General features: G+C 68.7%; 28 protein-coding genes and 1 pseudogene. 15 read left to right on the top strand and 14 right to left on the bottom strand.

The genetic code is table 11. The annotated features are described in order from the left end of the window. Together GPY60_RS26975 and GPY60_RS06710 are read left to right on the top strand one after the other, a co-directional pair. A partial coding sequence (locus GPY60_RS26975) for an MAP_0585 family protein (RefSeq protein WP_231639395.1) occupies window positions 1-859 on the top strand: 859 nt, incomplete at its 5' end. An 87-nt stretch (window positions 860-946) separates the two neighbouring features. After that, the gene (locus tag GPY60_RS06710; RefSeq protein WP_156686856.1) at window positions 947-1,726 is read left to right on the top strand and encodes an enoyl-CoA hydratase; all 780 of its coding nucleotides are present in this window, start codon (window positions 947-949) and stop codon (window positions 1,724-1,726) included. A 15-nt stretch (window positions 1,727-1,741) separates the two neighbouring features. On the opposite strand, the gene GPY60_RS06705 is transcribed toward GPY60_RS06710, so the two are convergent. The 5 genes from GPY60_RS06705 to GPY60_RS06685 all read right to left on the bottom strand — a co-directional run bounded on the left by GPY60_RS06705 (window position 1,742) and on the right by GPY60_RS06685 (window position 5,868). Then, on the bottom strand, window positions 1,742-2,248 hold the full coding sequence (locus tag GPY60_RS06705; protein ID WP_156686855.1) for a hypothetical protein: 507 nt from the start codon (window positions 2,246-2,248) through the stop codon (window positions 1,742-1,744). A 194-nt stretch (window positions 2,249-2,442) separates the two neighbouring features. After that, a complete protein-coding gene (gene dmpG, locus GPY60_RS06700) occupies window positions 2,443-3,462 on the bottom strand; it encodes a 4-hydroxy-2-oxovalerate aldolase (RefSeq protein WP_156686854.1) in 1,020 nt (339 codons plus the stop codon). Next, window positions 3,459-4,412, bottom strand: a complete 954-nt coding sequence (locus GPY60_RS06695) for an acetaldehyde dehydrogenase (acetylating) (RefSeq protein ID WP_156686853.1) — start codon at window positions 4,410-4,412, stop codon at window positions 3,459-3,461. Before GPY60_RS06695 ends, dmpG begins: the two co-directional genes overlap by 4 nt. Window positions 4,413-4,423: 11 nt before the next feature. Beyond that, window positions 4,424-5,212, bottom strand: a complete 789-nt coding sequence (locus GPY60_RS06690; protein WP_156686852.1) for a 2-keto-4-pentenoate hydratase — start codon at window positions 5,210-5,212, stop codon at window positions 4,424-4,426. After that, complete coding sequence (locus tag GPY60_RS06685) at window positions 5,209-5,868, bottom strand: TetR/AcrR family transcriptional regulator (protein WP_156686851.1); 660 nt, start codon at window positions 5,866-5,868, stop codon at window positions 5,209-5,211. Before GPY60_RS06685 ends, GPY60_RS06690 begins: the two co-directional genes overlap by 4 nt. A gap of 91 nt (window positions 5,869-5,959) precedes the next feature. On the opposite strand from GPY60_RS06685, the gene GPY60_RS06680 reads away from it, so the two are divergent. The 4 genes from GPY60_RS06680 to GPY60_RS06665 are packed head-to-tail and all read left to right on the top strand — an operon-like array spanning window position 5,960 to window position 10,238. Next, complete coding sequence (locus GPY60_RS06680; protein ID WP_156686850.1) at window positions 5,960-7,507, top strand: bifunctional 3-(3-hydroxy-phenyl)propionate/3-hydroxycinnamic acid hydroxylase; 1,548 nt, start codon at window positions 5,960-5,962, stop codon at window positions 7,505-7,507. An 11-nt stretch (window positions 7,508-7,518) separates the two neighbouring features. After that, window positions 7,519-8,364, top strand: a complete 846-nt coding sequence (locus tag GPY60_RS06675) for an alpha/beta fold hydrolase (RefSeq protein ID WP_156686849.1) — start codon at window positions 7,519-7,521, stop codon at window positions 8,362-8,364. 19 nt (window positions 8,365-8,383) lie between these two features. Next, window positions 8,384-9,385 carry a VOC family protein gene (locus GPY60_RS06670; protein ID WP_156686848.1) on the top strand — a complete coding sequence of 334 codons (1,002 nt, stop codon included), beginning with the start codon at window positions 8,384-8,386 and terminating at the stop codon, window positions 9,383-9,385. A gap of 25 nt (window positions 9,386-9,410) precedes the next feature. After that, complete coding sequence (locus GPY60_RS06665) at window positions 9,411-10,238, top strand: lysophospholipid acyltransferase family protein (protein WP_156686847.1); 828 nt, start codon at window positions 9,411-9,413, stop codon at window positions 10,236-10,238. 4 nt (window positions 10,239-10,242) lie between these two features. Here GPY60_RS06665 and GPY60_RS06660 read toward each other — a convergent pair whose 3' ends face one another. Genes GPY60_RS06660 through GPY60_RS06645 form a run of 4 tightly spaced genes read right to left on the bottom strand, consistent with a single transcriptional unit; the run spans window position 10,243 to window position 15,041 of the window. After that, the gene (locus tag GPY60_RS06660; RefSeq protein ID WP_156686846.1) at window positions 10,243-11,430 is read right to left on the bottom strand and encodes a cytochrome P450; all 1,188 of its coding nucleotides are present in this window, start codon (window positions 11,428-11,430) and stop codon (window positions 10,243-10,245) included. A gap of 10 nt (window positions 11,431-11,440) precedes the next feature. Further along, window positions 11,441-12,973, bottom strand: coding sequence for a bifunctional 3-(3-hydroxy-phenyl)propionate/3-hydroxycinnamic acid hydroxylase MhpA (gene mhpA / locus GPY60_RS06655; RefSeq protein ID WP_231639393.1), 1,533 nt, complete (start codon window positions 12,971-12,973; stop codon window positions 11,441-11,443). Further along, window positions 12,970-13,908 (bottom strand): fumarylacetoacetate hydrolase family protein, encoded by a 939-nt coding sequence (locus tag GPY60_RS06650; protein WP_156686845.1) that lies wholly within the window; start codon window positions 13,906-13,908, stop codon window positions 12,970-12,972. The genes mhpA and GPY60_RS06650 overlap by 4 nt, the downstream gene beginning before the upstream one ends. Further along, on the bottom strand, window positions 13,905-15,041 hold the full coding sequence (locus GPY60_RS06645) for a VOC family protein (protein WP_156686844.1): 1,137 nt from the start codon (window positions 15,039-15,041) through the stop codon (window positions 13,905-13,907). Before GPY60_RS06645 ends, GPY60_RS06650 begins: the two co-directional genes overlap by 4 nt. 107 nt (window positions 15,042-15,148) lie before the next feature. Between GPY60_RS06645 and GPY60_RS06640 the strand changes: the two genes are divergently transcribed. Beyond that, complete coding sequence (locus tag GPY60_RS06640; RefSeq protein ID WP_156686843.1) at window positions 15,149-15,811, top strand: TetR/AcrR family transcriptional regulator; 663 nt, start codon at window positions 15,149-15,151, stop codon at window positions 15,809-15,811. Window positions 15,812-15,820: 9 nt separating this feature from the next. On the opposite strand, the gene GPY60_RS06635 is transcribed toward GPY60_RS06640, so the two are convergent. Continuing rightward, window positions 15,821-16,810: an AI-2E family transporter gene (locus GPY60_RS06635; RefSeq protein ID WP_197283565.1), complete on the bottom strand. Its 990-nt coding sequence runs from the start codon at window positions 16,808-16,810 to the stop codon at window positions 15,821-15,823. Between the two features lie 60 nt (window positions 16,811-16,870). On the opposite strand from GPY60_RS06635, the gene GPY60_RS26555 reads away from it, so the two are divergent. Continuing rightward, window positions 16,871-17,104 carry a hypothetical protein gene (locus GPY60_RS26555; RefSeq protein WP_197283564.1) on the top strand — a complete coding sequence of 78 codons (234 nt, stop codon included), beginning with the start codon at window positions 16,871-16,873 and terminating at the stop codon, window positions 17,102-17,104. A 13-nt stretch (window positions 17,105-17,117) separates the two neighbouring features. Here GPY60_RS26555 and GPY60_RS06630 read toward each other — a convergent pair whose 3' ends face one another. Then, window positions 17,118-18,050 (bottom strand): SDR family oxidoreductase, encoded by a 933-nt coding sequence (locus GPY60_RS06630; protein ID WP_156686842.1) that lies wholly within the window; start codon window positions 18,048-18,050, stop codon window positions 17,118-17,120. A gap of 69 nt (window positions 18,051-18,119) precedes the next feature. Between GPY60_RS06630 and GPY60_RS27695 the strand changes: the two are divergent. Both GPY60_RS27695 and GPY60_RS27690 read left to right on the top strand, forming a co-directional pair. Further along, window positions 18,120-18,854: pseudogene (locus tag GPY60_RS27695) on the top strand (BadF/BadG/BcrA/BcrD ATPase family protein); the annotation flags it as partial. An 84-nt stretch (window positions 18,855-18,938) separates the two neighbouring features. Next, a complete protein-coding gene (locus GPY60_RS27690; RefSeq protein WP_370462662.1) occupies window positions 18,939-19,862 on the top strand; it encodes an N-acetylmuramic acid 6-phosphate etherase in 924 nt (307 codons plus the stop codon). On the opposite strand, the gene GPY60_RS06620 is transcribed toward GPY60_RS27690, so the two are convergent. After that, on the bottom strand, window positions 19,828-20,649 hold the full coding sequence (locus GPY60_RS06620) for a DUF4383 domain-containing protein (RefSeq protein WP_156686841.1): 822 nt from the start codon (window positions 20,647-20,649) through the stop codon (window positions 19,828-19,830). The two genes, GPY60_RS27690 and GPY60_RS06620, sit on opposite strands and share 35 nt — an antisense overlap. A 156-nt stretch (window positions 20,650-20,805) precedes the next feature. Between GPY60_RS06620 and GPY60_RS06615 the strand changes: the two genes are divergently transcribed. From GPY60_RS06615 to GPY60_RS06600, 4 genes are all read left to right on the top strand, one after another. Further along, window positions 20,806-21,126, top strand: coding sequence for a CDGP domain-containing protein (locus GPY60_RS06615; RefSeq protein WP_156686840.1), 321 nt, complete (start codon window positions 20,806-20,808; stop codon window positions 21,124-21,126). Between the two features lie 48 nt (window positions 21,127-21,174). Beyond that, the gene (locus tag GPY60_RS06610; protein ID WP_156686839.1) at window positions 21,175-21,900 is read left to right on the top strand and encodes a DUF732 domain-containing protein; all 726 of its coding nucleotides are present in this window, start codon (window positions 21,175-21,177) and stop codon (window positions 21,898-21,900) included. Window positions 21,901-22,001: 101 nt separating this feature from the next. Then, window positions 22,002-22,331 carry a hypothetical protein gene (locus tag GPY60_RS06605; RefSeq protein WP_156686838.1) on the top strand — a complete coding sequence of 110 codons (330 nt, stop codon included), beginning with the start codon at window positions 22,002-22,004 and terminating at the stop codon, window positions 22,329-22,331. 276 nt (window positions 22,332-22,607) lie between these two features. Beyond that, window positions 22,608-23,012, top strand: coding sequence for a YkvA family protein (locus tag GPY60_RS06600; protein WP_156686837.1), 405 nt, complete (start codon window positions 22,608-22,610; stop codon window positions 23,010-23,012). Window positions 23,013-23,023: 11 nt separating this feature from the next. On the opposite strand, the gene GPY60_RS06595 is transcribed toward GPY60_RS06600, so the two are convergent. Beyond that, entirely contained in the window at window positions 23,024-24,979 is a 1,956-nt protein-coding gene (locus GPY60_RS06595; RefSeq protein WP_156686836.1) for a serine/threonine-protein kinase, read from the bottom strand. A gap of 136 nt (window positions 24,980-25,115) precedes the next feature. Here GPY60_RS06595 and GPY60_RS06590 point away from each other — a divergent pair, with 136 nt between their 5' ends. Next, entirely contained in the window at window positions 25,116-25,742 is a 627-nt protein-coding gene (locus GPY60_RS06590; RefSeq protein ID WP_156686835.1) for an FHA domain-containing protein, read from the top strand. Between the two features lie 43 nt (window positions 25,743-25,785). Here the strand turns inward: GPY60_RS06590 and GPY60_RS06585 are convergent, their stop codons facing one another. Further along, window positions 25,786-26,547, bottom strand: a complete 762-nt coding sequence (locus tag GPY60_RS06585) for an RNA polymerase sigma factor (RefSeq protein WP_231639389.1) — start codon at window positions 26,545-26,547, stop codon at window positions 25,786-25,788. Window positions 26,548-26,833: the final 286 nt, after the last annotated feature.

Raw genomic sequence — 26,833 nt, 5'->3', positions numbered from 1 at the left:
GGGCGCCCGGGGGCCGGGGGGTCCCCCCCCGGGGGCCCCCCCCCCCCCGGGCCGGGGCTGCCCCGGGGGGGGGGGGGGGGGCGGGGGTACCCCGGGGGGCCCCGGGGGGGGGGGGGGCCCGGGCAGCGCGGGGGGGGGGTCGCGGGGCCCGCAACCCCATCACCCACCACAGCCGCAGACCCCCCCGCCGCAACAGAGCCAGAACCCGGCGCCGCAAACGCAGAACCCCGCCCCCGGCACGCAGCACGGCGGGCCACCACGGGAGGAGCCCTCGGCGCCGCAGAACGGTCCGGGTGCCTCGCCGGGCGCGCCCAGCAACGGACCCGGCGACCGCAACTATGGACCCGGCGACCGCGACAATGGGCCGGGCCCCCAGGGTCCGGGGAGCCAGACGAACGCGCCGGCTAACGGCCCGAGCGGGCCGCCGCCCAACCGGGAAGGGCGTCCGGACCTCAATCCGCCGAGCACCCAGCCCGTGCACCAGCCCTACGTCCCGCGCCGCGATGTGGTCACCGCCAGCACGCAGATAGGCGGCCCGGGCGGAGACATTCAATTCAACGTCGTGGGCCGCGGCGCGCCCCCGCCGCCGCGCGAGCGGGGCTTCGGCTGGAATGACGGGCCGCCTCCGCACCACGCGCCGCCCGGCTGGTACGGGCCCCCGCCCCCCGGTGGGTGGGACGGTCCGCCGCCTCCCGGTGGCTGGAATCGCCCGTGGTACGGGCCGCCGCGCGACGTGGCCCTGGCGAGGGCGGATTTCGGCCCGTTCAACTACAACACCTTCACCGTCCTGCCCGTCTTCAACTGGCAGTACGGAGGCTGGGGATACTGGTTCTTCGGAGTGTGGGTCCCGCTCTACTGAGTGTGTCCTGACTTTCGTTCGCCTTCTCGGAATGGCTCAACACGGTGTGCCGGGTGCTAGTCTTCGTCCGCGCCGACCGAGGAGCGGATGAGCCTTATGGAGCCACGATTCGTCAGAGTCGATCGGAACGGCGGCGTGGTGACCGTCGAGCTCGTTAACTCGAAGCCCCTCAACATCATCGGGTCCGGCGCCATCGCGGAACTCACGGAGGCGTTCGGGGCCGTCGGGCAAGACGACGAGGCCCGGGCCGTCGTGTTCCGGGGACAGGGTGACAGGGCGTTCATCGGCGGCGCGGACATCAACGAGATGGTCGCCCTGGACCGATCGAGCGCCGAAGCGTTCATCCGCCGGCTCGCCGGTCTGTGCGAGGCCATCCGCGAGTGCCCGGTCCCCGTCATCGCCCGGTTGGCGGGTTGGTGCCTGGGTGGCGGCCTGGAAGTCGCGATGTGCTGCGACCTGCGGATCGCCGAGTCGGGCGCCACCTTCGGTATGCCGGAGGTGGCCGTCGGAATCCCGTCGGTGATCCACGCGGCGTTGATGCCGGCGCTGATCGGCGCGTCGCACGCGGCGTGGCTGCTGATGACCGGCGAGACTATCGACGCCGCCACGGCGGCCACCTGGGGCCTCGTGCACGAGGTGGTCGCACCCGACGGTCTCGACGACCGAATCGCCGCGCTGGCAACCAGATTCACCACTTTCGGCCCGCACGCGGTCCGGCAGCAGAAGCGGCTGCTCAACAAGTGGTTCGACATGACGGTGCACGCGGCGGTCGAGGACAGCGTCGAACAGTTCGGGCTGGCGTTCCTGACCGGCGAACCGCAGGAGCACATGCAGGCCTTCCTCTCCCGGAAGAAAGACGGGAGATAGACGGCTGCAGTCTGGCTACGGATTCTCCGTGGTCACCGGGTTCGGGGTAGCCGGATTGGTCACACCCGGAAGTTGCCCCGGCCAAGGCGGCAGCTCGTGGTTCGGTTCGGATGCCGGCGCAACCTCGACCGGAACGCATTTCTTCGGGGTGAGCGCGTTCTTCCATGCGCCCGGCGGATTCGGCGGGGCCGAGAGCGAGCCATCGGGGCAGCGGAACGAACACGTCCCCTCCAGTACGCCCAGGGGAGTGATGACCGAGGCGCTGAAGAGCAGGATGTTGACGCCACCGACACCCTGCACCGCGCCGCCACCGTACTCGCAGTGCCAGCGGCTGCCGTTCTCCTCGGTGGGGAAGTCGCACCAGTAGTGATAGGCACCCATCTCCATGCCCGAGCCCCCCACCCCGGGATAGTCGCACAACCCGGGGCCGGGAACGTTTCCGCCGATATCCGCCTGTGCCGCGGGAACGCTGAGGCCTAGCCAGGCAGTGGCCGGGATACAGAGAGCAACCAGCCTTCTCATCGATTCACCCCTGTCGGGCCGCACAGTCCGGGCACGAGTCACCAGCCGCGGCGTCCGCTGATTCGCCGGGCAAGCTGCGGGCTCGTGCCCGTGTCGATCCTCACGATGGTGTATCGCCTCGATGTCGCGACGCGTTAGCCGGCGTCCTGACTCCGTCGCGGCCGCACCGTAGCCCGCGTGCGGTAGGCCGGGGCTTATCCGGAGGCCCGGTCGCCGGTCAGGTCCAGAGCGATGTCGACGAGCAGGTCCTCCTGGCCGCCGATCAGGCCGCGACGGCCGGCTTCCACCAGGAGCGAACGCGCGTCGACGTCGAACCGGTCGGCGGTCGCCTCGGCGTGCCGCAGGAAGCTGGAGTACACGCCGGCGTAGCCGAGCGTCAGGGTCTCCCGGTCGACGCGCACCGGGCGCTCCTGCAGGGGCCGCACCAGGTCGTCGGCGGCATCTTCGAGCGCGTTGAGGTCGCAGCCGTGTTTCCAGCCCATCCGGGTGGCCGCGGCGACGAAGACCTCCAGCGGCGCGTTGCCGGCGCCCGCGCCCATGCCCGTCAGCGAGGCATCGACACGGTGGCAGCCGTGCTCGACGGCGACGATCGAGTTGGCCACTCCGAGCGCCATGTTGTGGTGGGCGTGGATACCGACTTCGGTTGCTTCGTCCAAGCTTTCGCGGACGGCCTGCACGCGTTCGGCGACGTCACGCATGGTCATCGCGCCACCGGAGTCGACGACGTAGACGCACCCGGCCCCGTATCCCTCCATCAGGACGGCCTGTTCGGCGAGTTTCTGCGGCGCGGTCATGTGGCTCATCATCAGGAAACCGACGGTGTCCATGCCGAGGTCACGTGCCGCGGCGATGTGGTGCGCGGAGATATCGGCCTCCGTGCAGTGCGTCGCGACGCGCACCACACTCGCGCCCGCCCGGTGCGCGGCGGTGAGGTCTTTCACCGTCCCGACGCCCGGCAGCACGAGGGTCGCCACCTTGGCCCTCGTCACCGTCGCGGCCACGGCTTCGATCCACTCCAGGTCGGTGTGGGCGCCGAACCCGTAGACGCAGCTGGACCCGGAAAGCCCGTCGCCGTGGGCAACCTCGATCGAGTCGACGCCGCCGGCATCGAGCGCCCGGGCGATCGCGGTGACCTGCTCGAGCGTGTAGGAGTGCCGGACGGCGTGCATCCCGTCGCGCAGCGTCACGTCGCTGATGTAGAGCGGCTTGGTCATTTCCGTGCTCCCAGCGCCGTCATCGAGTGCGCGGCGATCCGTTCCGCGGTGGCCAGGGCGGCCGACGTCATGATGTCGAGGTTGCCCGCGTAGGCGGGCAGGTAGTGCGCGGCGCCCGTCACCTGCAGCATGACAGTGACCCGGGTGCCCATGAACTTCCCGGTCTCCGGGATGTGCAGCGGCCGGTCGGCGTCGAACGTCTCGAACTGAACGGGCTTGGTGAGCCGGTAGCCCGGCACATACGCGGTGACCCGCTCCACCATGGCGGCGATCGAGGCGTTCATGGCCTCGTGGTCGCAGTCGCCCTCGACCAGGCAGTAAACGGTGTTGCGCATGAGAATCGGCGGATCGGCCGGGTTGAGGATGATCACCGCCTTGCTTCGCTGCGCTCCGCCAACCACTTTCAGCGCGGTGGCGGTGGTCTCGGTCAACTCGTCGATGTTGGCGCGCGTGCCCGGGCCGGCCGACTTGGACGAGATCGAGGAGACGATCTCGGCGTATGACACCGGGGCGGCGTTGTTGACGGCGGCGACGATCGGCACGGTGGCCTGGCCCCCGCACGTCACCATGTTCAGGTTCGGCGCGTCGATGTGGTCATCCAGGTTCACCACCGGCACGCAGAAGGGTCCGACGGCCGCCGGCGTCAGGTCGAGGACGCGGACGTCATTGTCGCGCAGCATGTTCCAGTGCCCGACGTGGGCGCTGGCGCTGGTGGCGTCGAACACCAGCCGGATGTCGTCGAAGTGGGGCATCGCCAGCAGGCCCTCGATCCCCTCCGAAGACGTTGGGACGCCTAGGCGTTTCGCCCTGGCCAGCCCCTCGGACCCGGGGTCGATGCCGATCATCGCCGCCATTTCCAGCGGGCCATCGCTGCGGACAGCTTTGATCATCAGGTCGGTGCCGATGTTGCCCGACCCGATGATGGCGACCCGATATCGTTCGTCACTCACTGAACTGCTCCCTACTCGAAACTCACGCTGACGGAGCCGAGCCCGCTGACCGTCGCCGACGCCCGATCTCCCGCCCCGACGAACGGCGCCGTGGTGTACGAGCCGGACATGACGAACTCGCCGGCCTCGATGGTGGTGCCGTATTTCGCGACCGCGTTGGCCAGCCAGGCGACGGCCGCCGCGGGATGACCCAGCACGGCGGTGCCCGCGCCCGTGGCGACGGTCACGCCGTTGACGACGAGCGTCGCGGTCGTCTCGGGGAGCGCCGGCGCCCGGCCGATCGGCACCCACTCACCCAGCACCACCGCACCGGAGCTCGCGTTGTCGGCCACGGTGTCCGCCAACGTGATCCGCCAATCGGCGATCCGGCTGTCCACGATCTCCAACGCCGGGGCGACCGCTTCCGTGGCGGCCAGCACGTCGGCGATCGTCACTCCCGGCCCACGCAGAGGCGCGCGCATCAGGAATGCGACCTCCGGCTCGACGCGCGGCGCGCAGAACGCGGTGACCGGCACGGTCGCCGCGTCGGGCAGCACCATGCTGTCGAGGATGTAGCCGAAGTCCGGCTCGTCCACGCCGAGAAGCTCCTGCATGGGCGCGGAGGTGATGCCGATCTTGTGGCCGCGCAGCACACGACCCTCGGCGAGGTGGCGGGCCATGTTGGCGCGCTGCACCGAGTATGCCTGCGCGACCGTCATATTCGGATACATCTGCGTCAGCGGCTCGATCGGGACGCGGGTGCTCTGCGCGTCGTAAAGCAGTTGCGCCGCGTCGGTCAGCCGAGCGGTCTCCGTGGTCATGCCGGCCCCCCGGGTTCGAGCAGCTTGGCCGCTGCCTCGAAGACGACCCGGGCGTGCAGGTCCAACAGCCTGACCAGGTCGACGGAATCCCCGCCGACTTCCTTGGCGATGAACAGACCGTCGGCGCCGGCGATCGCGTAGGTCGTGAGCAGGCGCACACCCTCGTCGTCGAGCTTCGGCGCCACCTGCCGCACCATGGTTTCGAACCGGCGGAACGCGCGATCGCGGACCTCGAGGAACATCTCCCTGGCCCGTGGCTCGACGGGGCGACGCTCCAGGCTCAGCATGAGCCCGAGGCGGAGGAAGTCCGGCGCGTCGAGGAGCGCCTTCGCGACCCGCCCGCCGAGCTCCCTGACGAACTCGTGACCCGCCGTCACTTCGGGCAGGTCGAGCTCGGCCAGCCAGCGCTGAAAGCTTCGTTCGATGACCGCGGCGATCAGGTCGTCCTTGTCGGCGAAGTGCCAGTAGATAGAGGTCGGCGGCAGGCCGCTCTTCTTGCTGACAAGCGAGATGGTCGTGCCGTCATAACCGCGCTCGGTGGCGACTTCGGTTGCCGCGTCGAGGATCCGCTCGCGGGACTGTTCGCCGTTGGCACGTGTGCGCCGCTGGGGACGGGGTTCGGCGGCGCGGGGGGGCGCCGACTTTTTCTGTGCCACATTCCCTCCTCCGGGGTGTTGACGAGCTCGCTATCGAGAGCTTACTGTATGGATCACTACATTAACAACCTCTTCACCGAAAGTTCCCCTCATGGCAGACCAACCGATTTACGACGTAGCGATCGTCGGGTACGGGCCGGTCGGCGTCACCGCCGCCAACCTGCTCGGCCAGCTGGGCCTCAAGGTCGTCGTCGTCGAGCGCGATCCGAACATCTACACGCGCGCCAGGGCCATATCGACCGACGAAGAGGTCGTGCGGATCTGGCAGCAGGTCGGCCTGGCCGACCGCCTCAACGCCGACATGCAGCCCGGCAACGGCGCCAACTTCGTCGACGCCGACGGCGTGCCGTTCGTGCGGCTCTTGCCGGTGTCGCGCGGTAACGGCCACCCGCCGCAGCAGTTCATCTACCAACCGGCCCTGGAGAAGGTGTTGCGCGAGGGGGTGGACCGCTTCCCCAACGTCACGGTTTTGCTCGAGCACGAATGCCTGCGGGTGGTGCAGCGCGACGACCACGTCGAGTTGATGCTGGCCGATCTTCGCGTCGACGAATTCCGCCGGATCCGTGCCTCGTACGTCATCGCCGCGGACGGCGGATCGAGCTTCATCCGCGGCCAGCTGGGCATCGGTTTCAGCGGGCGCACCTACGGTGAGCGCTGGATCGTCATTGACACCAAGGTGCTCAAGGAGTGGCCCGGCCACGACCGGCTGCGGTTCCACTGCAACCCCGAGCGGCCGACCGTCGACTGCCCCACCCCGCTGGGCCACCACCGGTGGGAGTTCCCGGTGCGCGACGACGAGGACGAGAAGGACCTCCTCTCCGAGGAGGCGATCTGGAAGGTGCTGCGGCGTCAGGGGATCTCGCCCGACGACGTGAAGATCCTCGGGTTCGCCTGCTACAGCCACCACGTCCGATTCGCCGACCGGTGGCGCGTCGGCCGCGTCTTCCTGGCCGGCGACGCCGCACACGCGATGCCGCCGTGGATCGGCCAGGGCATGTGCGCCGGCGTCCGCGACGTGGCGAACCTGTGCTGGAAGCTGGGCGCGGTGCTCAACGGCTCCCTGCCCGAATCGGTGCTCGACACCTACCAGGCCGAGCGGCTGCCGCACGTCAAGGACGTGACCAACCGCGCGGTCAAGACGGGCAGGCTGATCATCCAGCGCGACCCGCGGCGCGCCGCCGTGCGAAACCACTTCTTCCGCACCGCGAGCAAGGTGCCCGGGTTCACGTCGTGGCTCCGCCAGCACCGCTGGCTGCCGGACGCGCGGTATCGCACCGGGCTGTTGGCGCACAACGGAAACGGCGCGGTCGGCTGCCTCATCCCGCAGCCGTGGGTCGTCGAGGAGAAGGGCGACGCCGTCCGCCTGGACGACGTCATCGGCGGCCGCTGGACCGTCCTGCACCTCGGTCCCGCCCCCGATTTGCGGGCCTGGCGTGAAGCGGGCGTTCCCGTGCTGAAAATCCTTGTGCCCGGCGCGGTTCCGAGCGCGGACAGCGTCGTGGACGCCGACGGCGTCCTGACGCGCTGGCTGGACAAGCGCGGCGCGTCGGTGGTGGCGGTGCGGCCCGACGGGTTCGTGTACGCGGCCGCCAAGGAAGACCAGCGGCTGCCGGCACCCCCGGCCGGGTTGAAGGTATAGGGGCGGAATCGATGACAAGCAACACCATGACCGAGCGCACCGTGCGCGTCAACGGGAAGGACATCTTCCTCGTCGACGCGGGAGAGGGTGCGCCGGTGGTCCTCCTGCACGGCGGCGGGCCGGGCGCGTCGGGCGTGTCGAACTTTTCGCGGAACATCGAGCCCCTGGCCGAGAACTTCCGGGTGATCGTCCCCGACATGCCCGGCTACGGCCGCTCGGCCAAGGGCGTCGACCGCAACGACCCGTTCGGCTACCTGGCCGAGCACATCCGCGGCATGCTCGACCAACTCGGCATCCAGCGCGCGCACCTCGTCGGCAACTCCTACGGCGGTGCCTGCGCGTTGCGCCTCGCCCTGGACACCCCGCATCGGGTCGACAAGCTGGTGCTGATGGGTCCGGGCGGAGTCGGGACGACGCGCGGGTTGCCCACCGCGGGCCTGAAGAGCCTGCTGTCGTACTACGGCGGCGACGGGCCCAGCCTGGACAAGCTGCGCACCTTCATCCGCACGTATCTGGTGTACGACGGCGAGGCCGTTCCCGAGGCCCTGATCGAGGCGCGCTACCAGTCGTCGATCGAGCCCGAGGTCGTCGCCAACCCGCCGTTGCAACGGCCCGCGGCGCTAGGCGCGCTGTGGCGGATGGATTTCACCCGCGACCGCCGGCTCAACCACCTGGCCACCCCGACGCTGGTCATCTGGGGGCGGGACGACAAGGTCAACAAGCCCAGCGGCGCGGCGATGCTGGGCGAGCGGATGCCCAACGCCGACGTGCTCATCACGGCGAACACGGGCCACTGGGTCCAGTGGGAACGCGCCGACTTCTTCAACGCCGTCACCACCGCGTTTCTGACGGCCTGACATATCGAAGGACAATCTCATGACCACTGACATCTTTGGCAACGTCCACCTGGGCTATGCCGTGATCGAAACCAACAAGTTCGCCGACTGGAAGCGCTTCGGCCGCGATGCGGTCGGCATGCATCTCGACGACATGCTGCCCGACACCATGCGGTTCCGCTTGGACGCCAACGAATGTCGCTTCCTCGTGCGCCGGGGGCCGGCCGAGGACGTCGTCGCCCTGGGCTGGCACCTAGACGACCACACCACCTTCGACGAGGTCTGCCGCCGAGTCGCCGACCACGGCGTGCCCCACACCGAGGGCTGCGACGACGACGCCAAACTCCGTGGCGTCGAACGCTTCCTACGGTTCCCCGGACCCAACGGGCTCACGCAGGAGGTGTACACCACCGCCCGCACCGCCCCGCTCGCGCTGGACATTCCGGGCAGTGGATTCGTCACGGGCGCAGGCGGATTGGGCCACGTGGCGATCGCCACGAAGAAGCCGCACCAGATGCGCGGCTACTACGACCACGTGTTCAACGCGCGCCTGTCGGACTACATTGACGAGACGATCAACGGCCTGAAGCTGAAGATCCGCTTCCTGCGCGTCAACGAACGTCACCATACGGTGGCGATCGCGTCGGTGAAGAAGTTGCCCGTCAACCCCATTCGCACGCGGGTGCAACACGTGAACGTCCAGGTGGCCACGCTCGACGACATGGTGACGTCGTATCAGCGCGTCAAGGAGCTGGGCTTCGAGATGGCGCTGTCGGTCGGTCAGCACACGAACGACAAGGAACTTTCGTACTACGCGATGACCCCGTCGGGATTCGAGTGGGAGGTCGGCTGGAACCCGATCGTCGTGGACGAGTCCGTCTGGAAGCCGACCACCCATCAGGGCATCAGCATCTGGGGCCACAAGCCGGAGGGGCAGACCGTGATCGACAAGCTCCAGGCGTTCGCGGTGGCCGCGCGGTCGGTGGCGCACCGCGAAGCCACCGTCCCGGCGCTCAGTCTCCCGCCGATCGCCGACGACTGACCCCGGTGTGGCGGATAATCTCGTCATGAGCGCCAATGCCGCCGCTTCGGTTCGCGACGCGCCCTCGCCCGCCGAGATCGCGGTCGTCCTGCGGCTGATCGAGCCCCTGCGCAAGCTGATCAACCCCAAGGTGTACGGGATCGACGAGGTCGCCGAGCGCGGCGCGCTGCTGGTCGGCAACCACACCGTCCTGGGGGCGCTCGACCTGCCGCTGCTGTGCGCGGAGCTGTGGGAGCGCGGACGCATCGTGCGGGGCCTTGGCGACCACGCCCTATTCAAGGTGCCGGGCTGGCGCGACATGCTCAAGCGCGTCGGCGTCGTCGAGGGCACGCGCGCGAACTGCGCCGAGTTGATGCGGCGGGGCGAGCTGATCCTGGTGTTCCCGGGCGGTGCCCGCGAGGTGGCCAAGCGCAAGGGTGAGCGCTACAAGCTCATGTGGAAGAACCGAATGGGGTTCGCCCGCTTGGCCATTCAGTACGGTTACCCGATCGTCCCGTTCGCGTCGGTCGGCGCCGACGATGCCGTGGACATCGTCGTCAACGCGGACAATCCTATACTGGCCCCGGAGCGGTTGTTCGTCGAGAAGGTGCTCGGCAGCCCGGACTCGTGGCCGATCTGGCGCGGCATCGGGCCGACGCCCATTCCACGCCTTGAACGCCAGTACTTCTGGTTCGGCCGGCCGATCTCCACCGCGTCGCTGAGCGGCTCGCAGGACGACGACCCCACGGTGCGCAAGGTGCGGGATTCCACGAAGGCCGCGATCGAGGAAGGCATTCGTTTCCTCCTCCAGGAGCGTGAACACGACAAGAGCCGCTCCCTGGTGGGTCGCCTGCTGGGCCCGGAGCGCCGCTGAGCTTTCAAGCGGCAATGAGCTTGAGCGGAAGCCGCTTGTAGCAGCGGATGATGTTGTTCACCCCCCATGCCGGCTCGCCGGCAAGCTCTATCCGGTCGACCTGTCGCAACAGCGCGCCGAGGATCGCCTGCATCTCGACGCGAGCCAAGCCCTGGCCGGCGCAGGCGTGCGTCCCATGGCCGAAGCTGAGCTGGCGGTTGGCGTCGCGCCGGATATCGAAGGTGTCCGGATCGGTCCACTCCCGTTCGTCGCGGTTGGCGGACGCGTAGATCACCAGCACCCTCGCCCCGGCGGGCACGTCGACACCCTCAATGGTGATGTCGCGGGCGGTTTTCCGGGAGAACGCCCGCAGCGGCGATTCGTACCGCAGCACCTCGTTGATCGCGCTGGAGACGAGCGTTGGTTCCGTCTTCAGGAGCTCCCACTGGTCGGGGTGCATTGCGAACAGGGCCAGCGCGCTGGCGATGCCGCTGATCGTGGTGTCCAGCGAGGGCGCCAGGTAGTCGATCAGCAGCGCCGAACATTCACTTTGCGTGATCTTTCCGGCGTCTTTCGCGATGAGGATGTCGTGCCCCATGCTGCCCTCCGACACCGACCGCCGGCGCACCACGCGCGTTGAGAAGCCTTTCATCTGCAGGCTGGCGGGCGCGGCCTTTGCCGCGATGTGATTGAGGGGGCCCAGCGCGTCGAATGTCGCGGCCCCCCAAGCCAACAAGCGGTCGCGGCCGTCCGACGGCCAGCCGAGGAGGTCCGGCACCACCGCCAGCGGCAGGGCCGTGGCGAGGTCGGCGACGCCGTCGACGTGTCCGTGTTCGACCGCGGCGGCGACCACCGCCTCGGCCTGCCCTTCGATGGCATCGCTCATCGAGCGCAGCGCCCGCGGCAACATCCGGTGGGCCAGCAGTTTGCGGCGCTGCTCGTGTTCCTCGCCATCGCTGTTGAGCGTCGTTCCCCGAGAGAGCCTGTTGACGATCGGGTTCAGCCCCACCCCGTGGCCCGACAGGAAGGTGGTGTCGTCGCGCAGCACCGCCTTACATTCGGCGTAACGCGGCAGCGCGAACACCCGCTGCCTGGGTAGCCAGACCATCGCACCCAACTGACGCAGCCGGGCGTAGTGGGGATAGGGGTCCAGAATGGCGTCGGTGGAGTAGAGGTTGCGTCGGTAGGTCGCGACGCCCGAACGCCGGCGCATAGGCACGGGCCTAGGCATCGGCGAGGCTGGGGGCGAACAGCGGAGCGTGGCGGGCGATGTCGGCCGCGTCCCGGCGCGCGTACATCACCGTCCCGTCGGGCCGCACCACAGCGGCGTTGGCGTGTCCCCGTCGCAGCCAGGCCGCCAGCTCGCCGCCGGGTTCGGCCGTGACGACGACGGCGCCCCGGCGGGCCAGCTCCTCGCGAGCCTGCCCGGATATTGGCGCAGCCGTGACGACGGCGAAGCGTCGCCCGACGACGTCGTCGAGCCGTTTCCCGTCGGCCAGCAGGGGATTCGGGCAAAGCCGGCCGGCGAGGCCGCGGCGATGATCCTTGATCACCAATGCGCAGGAATGCAGTGGCGGCGTGGTGCTGTCGATGATCTTGTCGCGCAGGCCCGGGACCAGATGGAGGCGCGGAACCACGAGGCGACGGAGGAGGTTGCCCGCGCGGCCGCCGGCCGTCATGGTCAGGCCCATCGCGAGGGCAAAGCGGATCATGTACGTCGCGTGGGGTTTACGTTCCTCCTCGTAACTGTCGAGCACGGTTTCCGGCAGCCAGCCGTTGACGACGCCGGCCAGCTTCCAGCCGAGATTCATGGCGTCGCGAAGTCCCGCGCACAGGCCCTGGCCGATGAACGGGGGAGTGAGGTGGGCGGCATCACCGAGCAGGAACATGTTCTCGCGGCGCCAATGGTCGGCGACCTGGGCGCGAAACGTGTACTGCGCAACCCGGACGAGCTGAAGTTGTTCGGGTTCAACCCTTTGCACCCAGGGTCGGATCAGCGGATACAGCGTCGCGAGCGTGTTGAAGTCCTCGGCGGTCTCCTCCGGCAGCAGCCGGAACTCCCACCGGTACCTGCTCGGCCCGACCCGCATGTAGGTTCCCGCCCGGTGCGGGTCGCAGACCTGGTGCACGAAGTCGCACTGGTCGAGGTCGGCGTCCGTGTTCACATCGACGACGAGCCAACGTTGTTCGAACCCCATGTCCTGCATGCAGGCGCCCACCGCCGTGCGCACCATGCTGTTGGCGCCGTCGCAGCCCAGCAGATAGCTCGTCTCGACGCGGTGCACGACGTCCCGGGCGCGGTCGACGAACGTCACCCGCACCCGGTCGGCGCCGACCTGCACGACCTCGGTCACCTCGCAGTCGCCGCGCAGCGCCGCGTGCGGGTAGTGCCCGAGATTCGACCGCAGCAGCGTTTCCAGCTCGGGCTGGTCGAACATGTTGGCCTGCGGGTAGCCGTTGGACGTCTCCGCGCGTTCTCGGTGAAACTGGGTCAGCACGTTCATTTTTGGGTCCCGCAGCTGCATGCCGCGCGCGGGCCGCGAGATGGCGTCGAACTGATCGCCAACCCCCAGCCGGCTCAGGATGCGGCGGACCTCGTCGTCGATGTGCACCGCGCGCGGTTGCGGGTATACGTTCGCCCAGCGATCCAAGACCAAGCAATCGACGCCGTACTGCGCGAGGATCGTCGCCGTCGTCACCCCGACCGGCCCGGCGCCCACGATCACCACCGGCACGTATTCGTGGACCTCGTTCACGAGTACCTCACCACATTGCGCTGCGTGCCCAGGTCGATCTTGCCGTCGTCGGTGGCCACGGTGGCCTCGACGACGTCGCCGTCGTGCAGGTACTTGGAGTTCTTGGCCTGGCCGGTGAAGAAGAGCTTCCACTTCACATCGTCCGGCAGCAGGCCCACCAGCTTCTGCACGGCCTTCGGCGGCGCCGACAGCGCCGTGCCGACCGGGGTGCCGGTCAGGACCAGGTCCCCGGCCGACAGCTGCTGGAATCGGGCCAGGGCGCCGAGCGCCTGCACCGGGCGGTAGATCATGTCTTTCTCGACCGTGCTGTCCTGCCGCGGTTCGCCGTTGACGCGCAGTTGCAGGCGCAGGTCGCCGAAGCGCCCCAGCTCGTCGGCGTCGAGCAGCACCAGCGCCGGTCCGACGGGCGTAAAGGTCGGGTACGACTTGGCTTCGTAGAACTGGGTTTTGGTGAGCTGCACGTCGCGCGCCGACACGTCATTGGTCACGACCAGCCCGCAGACGTAGTCGGACAGGTTCTCGGCGGTGACCTCGGTGCCCACCGGCAGGTCGCGGCCGATCACCAGGCCGATCTCCACCTCGTAGTCGAGCAGGCGCACATGCTCCGGCTTGACGATCCCCCCGGCCGGGCCGGTGATGGACCCCGACGCCTTGCGAAAGAACGTGAGCGGCACAGTCTTCGGGTTGCCGCCCGTGTCCTCGACGTGCGAGGCGAAGTTCGTCATCTGGGCGACGACGCGGCACGGCGTGGTCACGGGCGAGAACAGGTCAAGGCTGTCGACCGCCACAGTCTCGGTGCTCGCGGCCGCTCGCTCGATCGCGGCCCGGTCGGCCAGCAGTTGCGCCGTGGTGGCGGCGGCTGTGTCGATCTTGGCCACGGCGTCGGCCGTGCCGGCCCACCAGGCGTCAGAGGTGCGATAGATGGAAATGCTCATGACCGTGCCACTTTCAGGAGTCCGCGCAGGCGGGTGATGTCGAATTCGTTGTCGTCGTCGCGGACCGCGGTCAGCATCGACCGCAGTTCGCTGACTGCTTCCTTGCCCGGGGTGAGGCCGAGGAAATCCTTGGTCGCGGGCGGGCCCCACTGGGCCAGGCCGGACGCGGTGAACGGCGCCCACCCGGGTTCCAGCGTGTTGTCGAACATGTCGCCGTCGCTGAAGTGCTCCACCATGAACCCGTCGGGGTCGCGCCAATAGTCGAAGATCTGGCTGCCCTGGATGTGCCGGCCGATGCCCCACGAGCGCTGGTAGCCGCGCTCAAGCAGGTATTCGCCGCCGGCGGCGATCGCGTCGAGATCGCACACCTGGTACGCGGAGTGCACGTAGCGGTTCGACGGCCCCAGCGCCATGGCCAGCGTGTGGTGGTCGCTCGGCGTCGAACCGCGGTCACAGCGGATGAAGCTCATCGTCGGTCCACGGTCGCGCTGCCCGGCGTAGTACATGAAGTCGCTGACGATGAGACCGAAGTGGTCGAGATACCAGTTCAAAGTCTCGATGTATTTCGCGCTCTGCAGCACGACATGCCCGAGCCGCTGCACGCTTGCGGGTTCCCGAGGGGGCCGCTGCGTGGCGTTGGCGCGGCGCAGGTCGTGTCCGAAGTTGAAGACGTGGGGCTGTTGCGCGGCCAGCCCCGCCAACTCGTGCGTGCCGGCGACCACGCGCACCGGCGTACCGACGGGGTCGACCAGGTCGACCGCCCTGCCGCCGAGTGCCTCCGGCAGCGCCCGGACCTTTCTGCCGGTCGCGCCTGCGAGGCGGCCGAGGTCGGCCTCGTCCTGCGCGGCGAAGGCGATCCCCGAAAACCTGGAGCGGGCGCCTCGGCGGACCAGCAGGCACGGCGAGCCGGCGTCGGTGCCGCGCAGGTGCAACTCTTCGGCGGTGTGCAGGACGGTCGTGAAGCCGAACGCCCGGGCGAAGGCCTCCGCACGGCCGAGGTCCCGCTTCTCGAATTCGAGCCAGGCCAGGTCGCGGACCTTGATCAGTGGGTTCTTCGAGCGCCCGGGGTGTTCGCCGGGTCGGGCGCCGTCCTCGCTGTGCAGGTCCTTGTGTGCGTCGACGTGGGTTGTCACGGTCGCCTCCTCGATTGACTGACGATATCGTCACTTACGAGGGGCGCGTCAGTCAAGAGTTAATGACGAAATCTTCAAAACTGATGACGGCTTGCTAGCATCGGTTCATGACCAACCCGGACGCGCCGGCGGACAACCGGCTCGAGCGGCGGAAGATGCGCACGCGCGCGGCCCTCATCAGCGCCGCGCAGACCTTCATCGCGGCGGGCAAGTTCAACGTGCCCGTCCTCGAGATCACGCAGGCCGCCGACGTGGGGATGGGCTCGTTCTACAACCACTTCGACAGCAAGGACCAGTTGTTTCAGGCCGCCGTCAACGAGGTCCTCGATGGCCTCGGCGCGTTGCTCGACAAGCTCACGACCGAGGACGAGGACCCGGCGGAGACGTTCGCCCGGAGCTTTCGGCTCATCGGGCGACTGTTCAGGCGCCGCCCGGAGATGTCCCGGGTGCTGCTCAACAGCGGGCTGACGATGATCTCCGCCGACCGCGGCCTGGCGCCGCGGGCCCTGCGCGACATCCGCGTCGCCGCGCGCGCCGGCCGCTTCACCGTCGACGATCCCGCGCTCGCGTTGTCGTTGGCCGGTGGCGCCCTCATGGGGCTGGGTCAGTTGCTCGAGGACGAGCCCCGGCGAGACGACGCCGAGGCGGCCGACCGTGCCACCCGGGCCGTGCTCGTCATGTTCGGGTTGCCCGCCGACGAGGCCGCGGAGATCTGCAGCCGGCCGCTGCCCGACCTCGGGGACCTGATGGAGCCCGACTCGGCGGCCTGACGAAGCGGGTCACGCTTCGTCGAGCGCGGGGAAGAGCAATTCGGACACGAGAAGCTGGACCGCCGCGGCGACGGGGATCGCGACCAGCGCCCCGATCGCGCCGAGCAGCGCGGCCCCGATGAGGACGGCGAAAACGGTCACCCCGCCGGGCACCCGGACCGCCCGCCCGATGATCTTGGGGGTCAACAGGTAATCCTCGGCCAACCGGAAGGCGACGTAGAAGACCACCGTCGCGATGGCGACCGGGATCGAGACGGTCAGCGCGACCAGGGCGACGACGAAGCCGCCGACGGTCGACCCGTAGGGGAAGAGATCGATGATCGCGACGAACACCCCGAGCAGCACCGCATAGGGGACGTCGAGGAAAAAGCACCACGCGAACGTCGCCGCCCCGGCGATCACTGACGTCAGCACGTTGCCGAAGACATAGTCGCCGACCTTGGCCATCACCTCGTCGCCGATGAGGATCGCCCGCGGACGGCGCGATTTCGGCACCAGCCGGTACATGGTCGTCCGGATCCGGGGGAGGTCGCCGAGGAAGTAGACGGTGAGCACGGCCACCACGCCCACGTGTGAGAGCACCCCGATGACCGACTCGCCGGCCCGGAGAATCCCGCCCACCGCCGGCGTCCCGGAGCTGCGCAGGAAATCGGTGACCCGCTGCTGCACGTGGAATCGCTCGTTGAGCCGGCCCAGCAACGTGGAGTGGTTTTGCGCCTCCTGCATGAAGTGCGGGACCTGCTCGACGAATTGTCGCGCCTCCTGCACCAGCGGGGGGATGGCGGCCGCCACCGCACCGGCGAAGACCCCGAACACGAGCACGACGACCAGCGTCACCGCCGCCCAGCGCGGCACCTTGCGGTTCACCAGCCCCGACACCGCGGGCTCCAGTCCGAGCGCGAAGAACATCGCGGCCCCGATCAGAACCAGGACCGGGCCCGCCTCTCCCAGAACGCGCACCGCACCGTAGGTCACCGCCACTCCGGCCGAGGCCGTCAACCCCAGATAGAACGGCGAACGCCGGTCGAATGGTTCGCCGCGGACACCGAAAGGCCTTCCGTGCGAGCGCATTTCGGCCGCTGCGCGTTCTGCGTCGGCGATCTCGCCTTCTGCGTCGCGATGCGGGCGACCCACCCGGCGGTGATGACCGCGATCGGCAAGCTGTTGACCGCCGGGCTGGCGGTCGCTCTCGTCGTCCAACCTCCCGACTCCCTTCGTCAGCAGGGAACCAGCGGCGGTGTCGCCGCACCTCCATACAGTGACGCTTACCCGGCGGCCGCCGGGCCGGAATGATCGATACCGGGCTTCAGCGCTGGTCGTGCGCCGCCCGCTCCGAGTCGCTGACGGCCGACCGGACGGCGCGGCTGTGCAGCAGGAAGTCGTCCATGACCGCGGTCGTGATGCTGCGCGTCCGCAGCATCGGCGTGACCCACGCCGGTGCGTTCGTGGTGGCGGCGCGGCTCTCGATGCCGTCGAGCACCGCCTTGGCCGCGTCGGCAACCGGGATCGGCCGGGACAGGAAACCGGGCATCGCTTCGCGCATGGCGGTGACGTGCTGATCCGCGAAAGCGTTGGCCGTCAGGTCGGTGTCGATGAATCCGAGGTAGGCGATGCCCGCCGTGACCCCGTGCGGCGCCAGCTCGACGCGCAGCGCCCTGGCCAGTTGCTCGACGCCGGCCTTGCTCACGGCGTAGGACGCGGCGAGCACCCCGTTGAAGAACGCGAAGATGGACCCGATGAACACGATGTGCCCCTGGCGCTCGACGAGCGCCGGGACCGTGGCGCGCACGGTCTTCCACTGGCCGAGCAGGTTCACTTCGAGGGTGCGCTCGAATTCGGCGGGGTCGATGGCGGCGACCGTCTCCGAGGGCGGTGCGATGCCGGCGTTCGCGACCACCACGTCGATGCCCCCGAACCTCGCCACCGTGTCGTCGGCGGCGCGCTGCAGCGCGGCCGCGTCGGTGACGTCCGCCTCGAAAGCCGCGCTGCGCTCGCCCAATTCGTCGGCGAGCTGCTGCAACGGGGCCAGCCGGCGGCCGACCAGCGCGACGGCGGCCCCGCGCGCGTGCGCCTGGCGGGCGATTTCCGCGCCCAGGCCGCGGGCTGCGCCCGTGACGAACACGACGCGGCCGTCGAGGTCCAGCGTGGCCCGGCGACCGAGGAATCTGCCGACCACCGGCAGCGCACGCCCGAGCCGCGACGTGTTGCGCGCGAGCAGGCGGAAAGTGTCGTCGATCATGAAGGGAACCTTACGAACCGCGGCCGGGGGCGGTGCCCTTGGTGCCGCCTTGCGCGAAGGACGGATGCGGTGATCCTTGCTGTCGACCTCGGCAAGACGCGCTGCCGCGCCGGGCTGGGCGGCCGAAGGGCCGAGGGACCGGGCGCGCCGGGACTCGGCGCACCCGGCGGTGTGGCTGCCGCGGGGGCGGCGATCCGCGGGGCTGTCCGCGATGCGGGATGGGACCTGGGCGCGGTCGCCGAGGTGGTCGTCGGCGCCGCCGGGGCGCTCAGGGCGCCCGGCGCGGCGCGAGCGCTGGGTGAAGCGCTGCTCGCGTCGCTGCGGGTGGAACGCGTGAGCGTGACCGGCGACGCCGTCATCGCGCACGCGGGCGCGCTCGACGGGCGGCCGGGCGTGGTGCTGTGCGTCGGCACCGGAGCGGTCGCGCTGGCGATCGGTGCCGACGGCGCGCTGCGGACCGCCGACGGCTGGGGACCGTGGCTGGGCGACGAGGGCGGCGGCGCCTGGATCGGTGCCGCCGGGCTGCGCGCCGCACTGCGTGCCCGCGACGGCCGCGGCCCGTCGACCACGCTGCTCGATGCCGCCCGTGCCCGCTTCGGCCCGCCGGAGGAGTGGCCGCCGCGGCTCACCGATGCCGCCGCCCTCGCGTCCTTCGCCCCAGATGTCTTCGCCGCCGAACGTGACGAAGTGGCGAGGTCGATCGTCGACGCGGCCGCCGGATCGCTCGCCGCGACCGCCCGCGCGGCCGGGGACGGCCCGGTGGCGATGGTCGGCGGCCTGGCGGGGGTGACGGCACTGCGCGCTCGACTCGACCTCGTCCCGTCCGCCGGCGACGCCCTCGACGGTGCGCTGCGGCTCGTGGCCATCCACGAGCCGCACGTGATCCGCGTGCGCCGCGACGCCAAAGCCCCTGTCCCCCAAGGGCTTGACGCCCTCGCGACCGAGGCCGCGCGGCCGGGACTGGACGACCTCGATGCCTGGCCAGTGGGCGAGGTCGTCGCGCTCCTCGTTGCCGCCGAGGGCGACGCGCACGGCGCCGTCGCGGCCGCAGTTCCGCGGATCACAGCGGCCGCCGAGGCCATCGTGGCGCGGCTCGAGCGCGGCGGCCGCCTGATCTACGCCGGCGCCGGCACGCCGGGTCGCCTCGGGGTGCTCGACGCGGCCGAGTGCGCGCCGACGTTCGGCACCGACCTGGTGCGCGGCGTGATCGCCGGCGGGCCGGCGGCGCTGACCGAGGCGATCGAAGGCGCGGAGGACACTTTCGACCCCGCCGACCTCGCCGGGCTGACCGCGGACGACGCGCTCGTCGGGATCACGGCGTCGGGCCGTACCCCCTATGTGCTCGGTGCGCTCGAGCATGCCCGGGCTGTGGGCGCGCTGACCGTGGCGATCGTGAACAACCGCGGCGGCGAGGCCGCCGCGGACGTCGTGATCGAGCTGCTGACGGGGCCCGAGGTGTTGGCCGGCTCGACGCGGCTGACGGCGGGAACGGCGCAGAAGGTCACCCTCAACGCGCTCTCGACGAGCGTGATGATCGCGCTCGGCAAGGCCTACGGGCCGCGGATGGTCGACGTGCGCGCGACCAACGCGAAGCTGCGCCGGCGCGCGGTGCGGATCGTCCGCGACGCGGCCGGCGTCGACGAGGGGACCGCGACGGCCGCGCTCGCCGCCGCCGGCGGTCACGCCAAGACCGCGGTCGTCGCGCTGCTCGCGGGGGTCGACGCGGCCGCCGCCAGGGAAATGCTCGACCGGGCGCGGGGACGGGTGCGGGACGCGATCAGCGGTGGGACCGGCGGCGACGCACCCAGCTGACGACGATGACGGCTGCCAGAACCGCCACGGCGACGAGTGCGGCGCCGCGGGGGAGCGGGAAGATCGAACGTTTGGAGTTCGCGGCGTCGTGCGTGGCTGCCGCCGGCTCATCGTCTGCCACTCCCGCGCCGGAGTGGCCGGGCTCGAATCGATGTCGGGGCGGGCTTCGACCCGCGTCAGGCTCCCGGGTTGGCGCCTCCGCGGGCTCCGACGGAGGAAGCGGCGTCGATGTCGCCGGCACATTCAGGGATGTGGCCGTCGGCTCGCTGACGGCATCGGCGGCCTTCGCTTCGCGACCGCGGCGGCGGCGCGGCACCCATGTCGGGTCGCCCAGCTCGTCGGGAATCAGCCACATCAGCAGCGCCAAGTTGACCACCGCCAGTATCCCGTGGAGCAAGACGTCGGCCGCGTGGAACCCAAACAGCGTCGGCTTGGTGCGTGTGGTCGCTACGGCGCTGAAGAATAACAGCGCCATGTAGGCCAGCGCGCTCGCCGCGGTGATCGCCACCGCCGCGCGGCGTTTGCCGACCGCCACGATGGCGGCCACGCCCAGTGCCACCAGTACGACGCTGTGCGCCGGGGTCGACGCCATGCCGAGAACCGGGGCGCCGGCGCGCCCGGCATGCGGATGCAGCACCGCGGAGACCAGCCCCGCAACGCCGAAAGCGCTCACCGCCACGCCCTCGGCCAATAACAACCAACGCCCGGTACGGAAATGTCCGGGGTCCAGTCGGACCATGCGCAACCCGGATGTCGCCCCGGGAACGGGCCCCGCCGTGATCGGCATCGTTCCACCTCCGGCCAATCGACGTCTGGATGTCGATTACCCGCTCTCAGGGGGGTTACGCCTGCGGTCGATGCCACGAGGCAAGTGCCCGGGCCGATGTGGTTTGCCGACGTCGCTGCGGTGCAATGATTGGGGAAGCAATCCTAGGGAGACGCCATGGCTGGATTGAGCATCAGATCGCGGCTGGGTCGGGCCGCCGGCATCGCGGGCCTGGGCGCCGCGCTCCTAACCGGGGGGCTGATCGCGGCGGCGCCGTCGGCCAACGCCGGCTGCCAATACGGCGGGCCCTATCTCAGCAAGTGCGACGGACCCGTTCAGCCCGACGGCACCTGGCAACGCTGCGTGGTCTTCACGCACTTGATGCCGAGCGGCATGAGTTCCTTCCTCGTGCCCGAGAGGCGGTGCGATCCGATGGGTCCCGGCCAGAACCCCGGGGGCTTCGACTTCGCCGACCCGCCGATGCACATCGACGACTGAGCCGCTCGCCGCTTGTGAGAACGTCGCGGCGCCAGCAGACTGGTTGACATGCGCGATCGGGAGACGATCGACTCGGAGCTGCGGCGCATCGCTTCTGGCCGGCGATCGATCCAGGAGATCGACGCTCTGCTCGACGAGCGCCTGGGCCACCGTGTGGAGGCGTCCGTACCCGAGGTGGTCGCCGCGCGTGACGTTCCCGACATCACGCCGTTCAGACCGCGGAGGGTGTTGCGCCGCTTCGGCCTCCTTGCTGCGCTGCCGCTGTCCCTGATCGCCGGCGCCGCGTGCGTCGTGATGATGACCCGCGACTCACAGCCGGCCGCCGAGCCCGCCGCGGCACCTCCCCCCGCCGCCGTGGCACCGAGCGCGGCGCCGCCCGTTCCGCCGCCGCCGCAAGCTCCTCCGACGAACATCGTCGACAGCGCGTTCGTCGACGTCCTTCGACACAACGGCGTGACGGTGCCCAGCCAGGAATACGTGACGGCACACGGCCACGCCGTCTGCGAGTTCCTCACTCACCAGGACAATCTCGCGGATGCCGTCCGCTTCGTTCAGCAGTCGTCGATATGGGACGCCGATCAAAGCGCCAACTTCACCGCCGGCGCGATCGTCTCCTACTGCCCGCAGTACCAGAATTCGGGCAAGGCCGAGATCCAGCCCGGCTACCAGGGCGCTCTCTCTGATCTGCAGAACGTCCAGCACGACCTGCAGGGCATCGAGGGCGACCTCCAGCGAATCCGGGACGCCCTCCCCACCTTTCCCGGCCAACAGTAGGAACGGCGCGCGAGAACCCGATCGGACGTTGCGCCGGAGTTCAGGCGTTGGTTGACGCCAGGTTCAGCGGGGTTTCAGTTGCCGGTCAATCACACGTTGCAATGACTTCCAGGCCCGCCCGCGAAAACCCGTCTACACCAAGGCGAACCAAGGGGACCACGCGATCGGTCGCCCATCCCGCCCCCGAGGACGGCTGGCAGGTCATCCAAGCCTCGCGGTTCATCGGCCTGCTGCGCGGGCAGGTGCGGGAGATGACAGGGCGGCTGACGTGGCTCGAACGCCATGGCGGCAACGGCCGCACCGAACGGCAGCGCGCGATGCGGACCGAAGCGGCCGCACTACGCCGTGACATCGACGAGGCGGAGATCCTCATCGACCGGCTAAATCGCCGGTACTTGAGCGCCGACGACGACTCGCGGCGTTCGGGCTAGCGAATTGCTCTGCTGCCCAACGCCTTCCGGTCGTTGTTCCGGCATCGTGATGGCGTAGCCGGGCGCGAAGATATCACCGGTGATATCGCTTTCGCGATTCACCCATGCCCTCGGAGACTCCGCGCCTCTCCGGGATATGTGTTGTTGTCGCATTGCGATAGCGCCGGTGATATCGCTTCCGGCGCGGGCTCGCCTTCGCGCGTAGGGTGAACGGGGTTTGGATCTGAGGTGAATGGCAACCCGTGTCGAGCGCGATGCCGGCGGAAGGATTCAGCGATGTGGTCGATTGTCATCGGCGCCCTGAGCGGCATACTGCTCGCCTGGCTGATCCTGGTGGCAGCGATCTGGCTGGCCAAACCGGACGACATCGGCGTCGGCGAAATGATCCGCCTGCTGCCCGACCTGCTGCGGCTGTTCAAGCGCGTGGCCACCGACCGCGCGGTGCCGCGGATGGTCCGCGTCGAACTGGTGCTGTTGCTCTGTTACCTCGTCTCGCCCATCGACCTGATCCCGGATTTCATTCCGGTGATCGGCTTCCTCGACGACGCCCTCGTCGTCGCGATCATGCTGCGCATCGTCGTGCGCACGGCGGGCCCGCAGATGCTGGAGAAGCATTGGCCCGGAACGCCCCAGGGATTGGGCGCGGTGCGCCGGCTCTGCGGGCTGGCTCAACCGGGCTGACACCCGCAAAGCTAGTGTGGCGCCCGGTGGCGAATCACCCGTTTGAGCGCTTGGATGTCAAATTCGATCTGTTGCGACAGCCAATACACGAGTGCGAATGCGGCAATTCCCCCGATGCACAGCACCCGGATCGGCACGATGACTTTGGCGATCTCGGGGGCGGTCAGGAAAGTCACGGCCACGACGCCGAGCAGCGGCACTGCGGCCGCGACCGCCAAATAGAACGGCAGTCGACGGCTGAGGCCACTCAGCTGTTCGGCCTCTCGCGGATGGGTGTGTCCGTGGGCCACCAATTCCGGATAGATGCTGCGCACGATGTAGAAATTCAACAGAAAGAATGGATACGCGATCGCGATTGCGCCACACACCGCGAGTGACCCGAAGAAATGAATCGCGGATCTGCCAGGGATTCCACCCGCGGCCAATTCCAACGCGAGCGGAAACGTCAGCCCGGCCAGCAACCACATGCCGAACACGACGAAGACCACCCGATCGCCGGCGACGAGGCAGTCGTGGCGTGCCTGGGATAAGGCTTGCGGGGACGGCGCTATCCCACGTCGCATACGCCGCGGGACCAGGATGACGGAACGACCCCAGTAGACCAGCACCGCGAAGCCGACCGGATACCAAATCAGGTTGACCAGTGTGGTGATCAGGACGAACCGATGCTGGGCCTGCTCGGAAAGCTTGCTGACGATGAGCAGCTGATTGTGCTCGATGTTGTACGCGCCGGCCAGCAGGTTGGGAATCATGATGGCCAACGAGGCGATCAGCAGAAAGTACGGACGCAGACGGAGCCGCCAACTTCGTGCAGGCGGATCCACCAGGTCACGAGCGCGCGGATCTAGGCACAATTGGAGTTGCTCGGCGAATTCGGCGCCCGAGGACCAGCGCTGATCACGATCGGCGTTCAGTGCTTTCAGCAGAACCCTGCGCAGCGCTGCAGGACAATTCGTGGGTAGCGCTGCGAGCGCCGCCGACGAGATCCCTGGTGCGCGGGCAGCCAGCATTCGCTCGAGCGCGGTGGTGTCACCGACCGATTCTGCCGAGTCCGACCTGGCGGCCTGCGCGGTGGAATCATCGAACGGTTTGAGGCCGGTCAGTAGTTCCCACAGCACGATTGCGAGGGAATAGATGTCGCTGCGGGTATCCAGGTCTGCCGCGTCGAACTTGTGGCCGGGCCGACACGCCATGAGCTGCTCGGGGGACATATAGGACAGCGTCCCGCCGAAATAGGTGAATGGGCTTGCGCCCGCTACGTTCCGGCCGAAGCTGATGTTGAAGTCCGCGAGTTTGGGGGTGCAGTTGGGTGCGAGCAGTACGTTCGCGAGCTTGACATCGCGGTGCAGGACGCCCCGTGAACTCGCATAGTGCAAGGCTTCCGCCAGTCGTTTACCCAGCCAGGCGACGGTCTCGGGCCAGGACAGGGTCGCGAGCTCGGCTCGGGTCGATGATTCGACGGGCCGGACCTCGCCGCGCGACTCCAGTGCGTCGTCGACGGCGTCGAGCAACGCCCGCCCGGAGTCGGGTGGCCGCCCCGCGCGGCGTATTGCCTCAACGATGTTGAGCAGCGTTCCGCCGGGCAAATACTGCATGTACAGCAGCCGGCATTCTCGATCGGGGAGGATCCGCTGGTCGAAGACCCGGACGATGTAATCGTGCTCGAGCTGGGCGAGCGTTTGTGGTTCGTCGTCGCGGTTCGCGGAGACCTTGACTGCCACCAGTCGTTGCAGCGACTGTTGTCGGGCCAGAAAGACTCGCGCGAATGCGCCGCTCCCGAGTTCGACGAGCAGATCGAAGTCGTCTAGGCGCTGGCCTACCTCGATCTGTGTGAGGCTGGGGGGCGGGCCGGTGATGGCAAACGCCGATTCCAGAGTTCTCGTACCGATTTCTATCGCGTCGGCATTGTCGGCCGTCGCTTGAGTGTCAGTGAGCCCTTCGGAGTAGCTCGCAGTCGGATCTGTCATTGAAATCTCGTTCGAGGTTACTTAGATGGTAGCGACGGCACCGGCCAGTGCGTCGGCGCTGGCGAGGACGGAATTCCAACCATTTCAGCGGGCTGACTCGCACGTGCGAATTGCCCTAACCCAATACGCTGTCTTCGTGCCTTCCCACCTCGAAATCCGGAAACCGTCAGGCCGGGAGTTGGTCACACTGAGCGGCCAACGAGTGACGGTCGGAAAGGCCCCAACGAATATGGTGCCGCTCGAGCACGATTCGACCGTCTCACGCTTGCATGCCGTCTTGGAAAACCTCGGCTTTGCTTGGTCGGTGCGGGATGTGGGCAGTCGCAACGGCACCTACCTCAACGGAGAAAAGATCTCAGCGGAACGCGTGCTGCATTCGGGGGACGAGCTGCGCGTCGGCAAGACGCGGTTGACCTTCTGGGAGGCGAGGGGAGGCGACGAAACCGCTGCGGGTGAAGAAACGATTTCAGTGGCCCCCAGCGAACCCCCGCCGACCCTGACCCGGCGCGAGCACGAGGTCCTCGTCGTCTTGTGCCGCCCGTTGGTTTCCGACGACCCTTTTCCCGCAGCTGCGTCCGTTCGTCGGATGGCTCAGGAGCTATTCGTCACAGAGGCAGCCATCAAACAGCATCTGCAGAACTTGTACGACAAATTCGGTATCCCGGCAGAGGGAGAGCGCCGGGTCCGTCTGGCCAATGAGGCCATCGCCCGTGGGGCTGTCACCCTGGCCATGCTGCGGGACAGCGGTACGCAGCCAAGGTGAGCGCTCCGCAAAATGCGCTACCACGAGCGCGACGGGCTTATGACTAGGACACCTTGTTCAGCAGCCCGCCGCCGAGCATGATGACGGCACTGACGGCACTGCGGCGGTATTCAGCGCATGTGGAGCACGAGTCAATATGGCGCACAATGCGTTTCCGCATCAGGACAGTGAAGTGTCCGTCCCAGCCGGACAGGCTTGCGTTGAGCTGTGGGCACCCGATCTCGGCGGCTTTCCGAGCCACCAGCAACGCACCAAGTGAGCGTCCGACTGTCTCGCGCAGCCGCAGTAGGAGTCTTCTGGTCGAGTCGTAGCTGATGCCCAGGGTTTGCGCGAGGTCGTTTCCCGTCACGCCGTAGCGGTACGCAAGCTCAAGCACATGGCGGTCGCGCTCGCATAATCCGCCGGCCGCTTGGGCGATCAGTCGAGCGAGTTCCTTCCGCGCCGTCAACGTGAACGGTCCCGGGCCGGTTGCCGCGTCGTCGGGCAGCTCGTCGAAGGCCGGCTCACGGCGCCGTTCGGAAAGGGTACGCAGGGCGCGGCGACGAGCGATGGTGTAGAGCCACGGCCTCAGCTTGTCCGGATAACGTAGCCTCGGTAACTCTGCCGCCACGGTGCAGAAGACGTCTTGCACACAGTCGCAGGCCGTGTGGCGATCGTGCACCAGGCCAACGCAGTAGGCCTGAAGCGGGGCGGCGTAGCGGTTGTAGATCCTGGCCAGCGCCGAACGGTCGCCGGCCGCAGCCGCGCGGGCGAGTTCCGCGTCACTGACAATGTCGCTCTTCGGCAGTGTGGTCATGGAAGTCATGACTCAAATGGTCAGGGACGGCCAGCGAATGCGTAATCGCCGCGAAGTTAGAATTCACTCCCGCGAGGGAAGGGTTTCCTACCCCTTTGGCAAGGCGCTCGATGATCCGTCGCTCTCATGGCTATGAGCGCCGCCACGACGTGGCCCGGCGCCGGGGCAAGTACCGTCCAGGCGTGGGCCGAGCCCTTGTCCGGATTGAACTGACCTAGCAACGCCGACCTCCTCGCCAATTCAGCAACTTAAACTAGGTTGAACCGAGTCGGGTATTGAAACCGTTCGGTCTGGC

Source organism: Mycobacterium sp. Marseille-P9652 (genome assembly GCF_902652685.1).
In the GTDB taxonomy this organism is placed as follows: domain Bacteria; phylum Actinomycetota; class Actinomycetes; order Mycobacteriales; family Mycobacteriaceae; genus Mycobacterium.
This window is presented reverse-complemented; position numbering and strand designations above follow the sequence as displayed.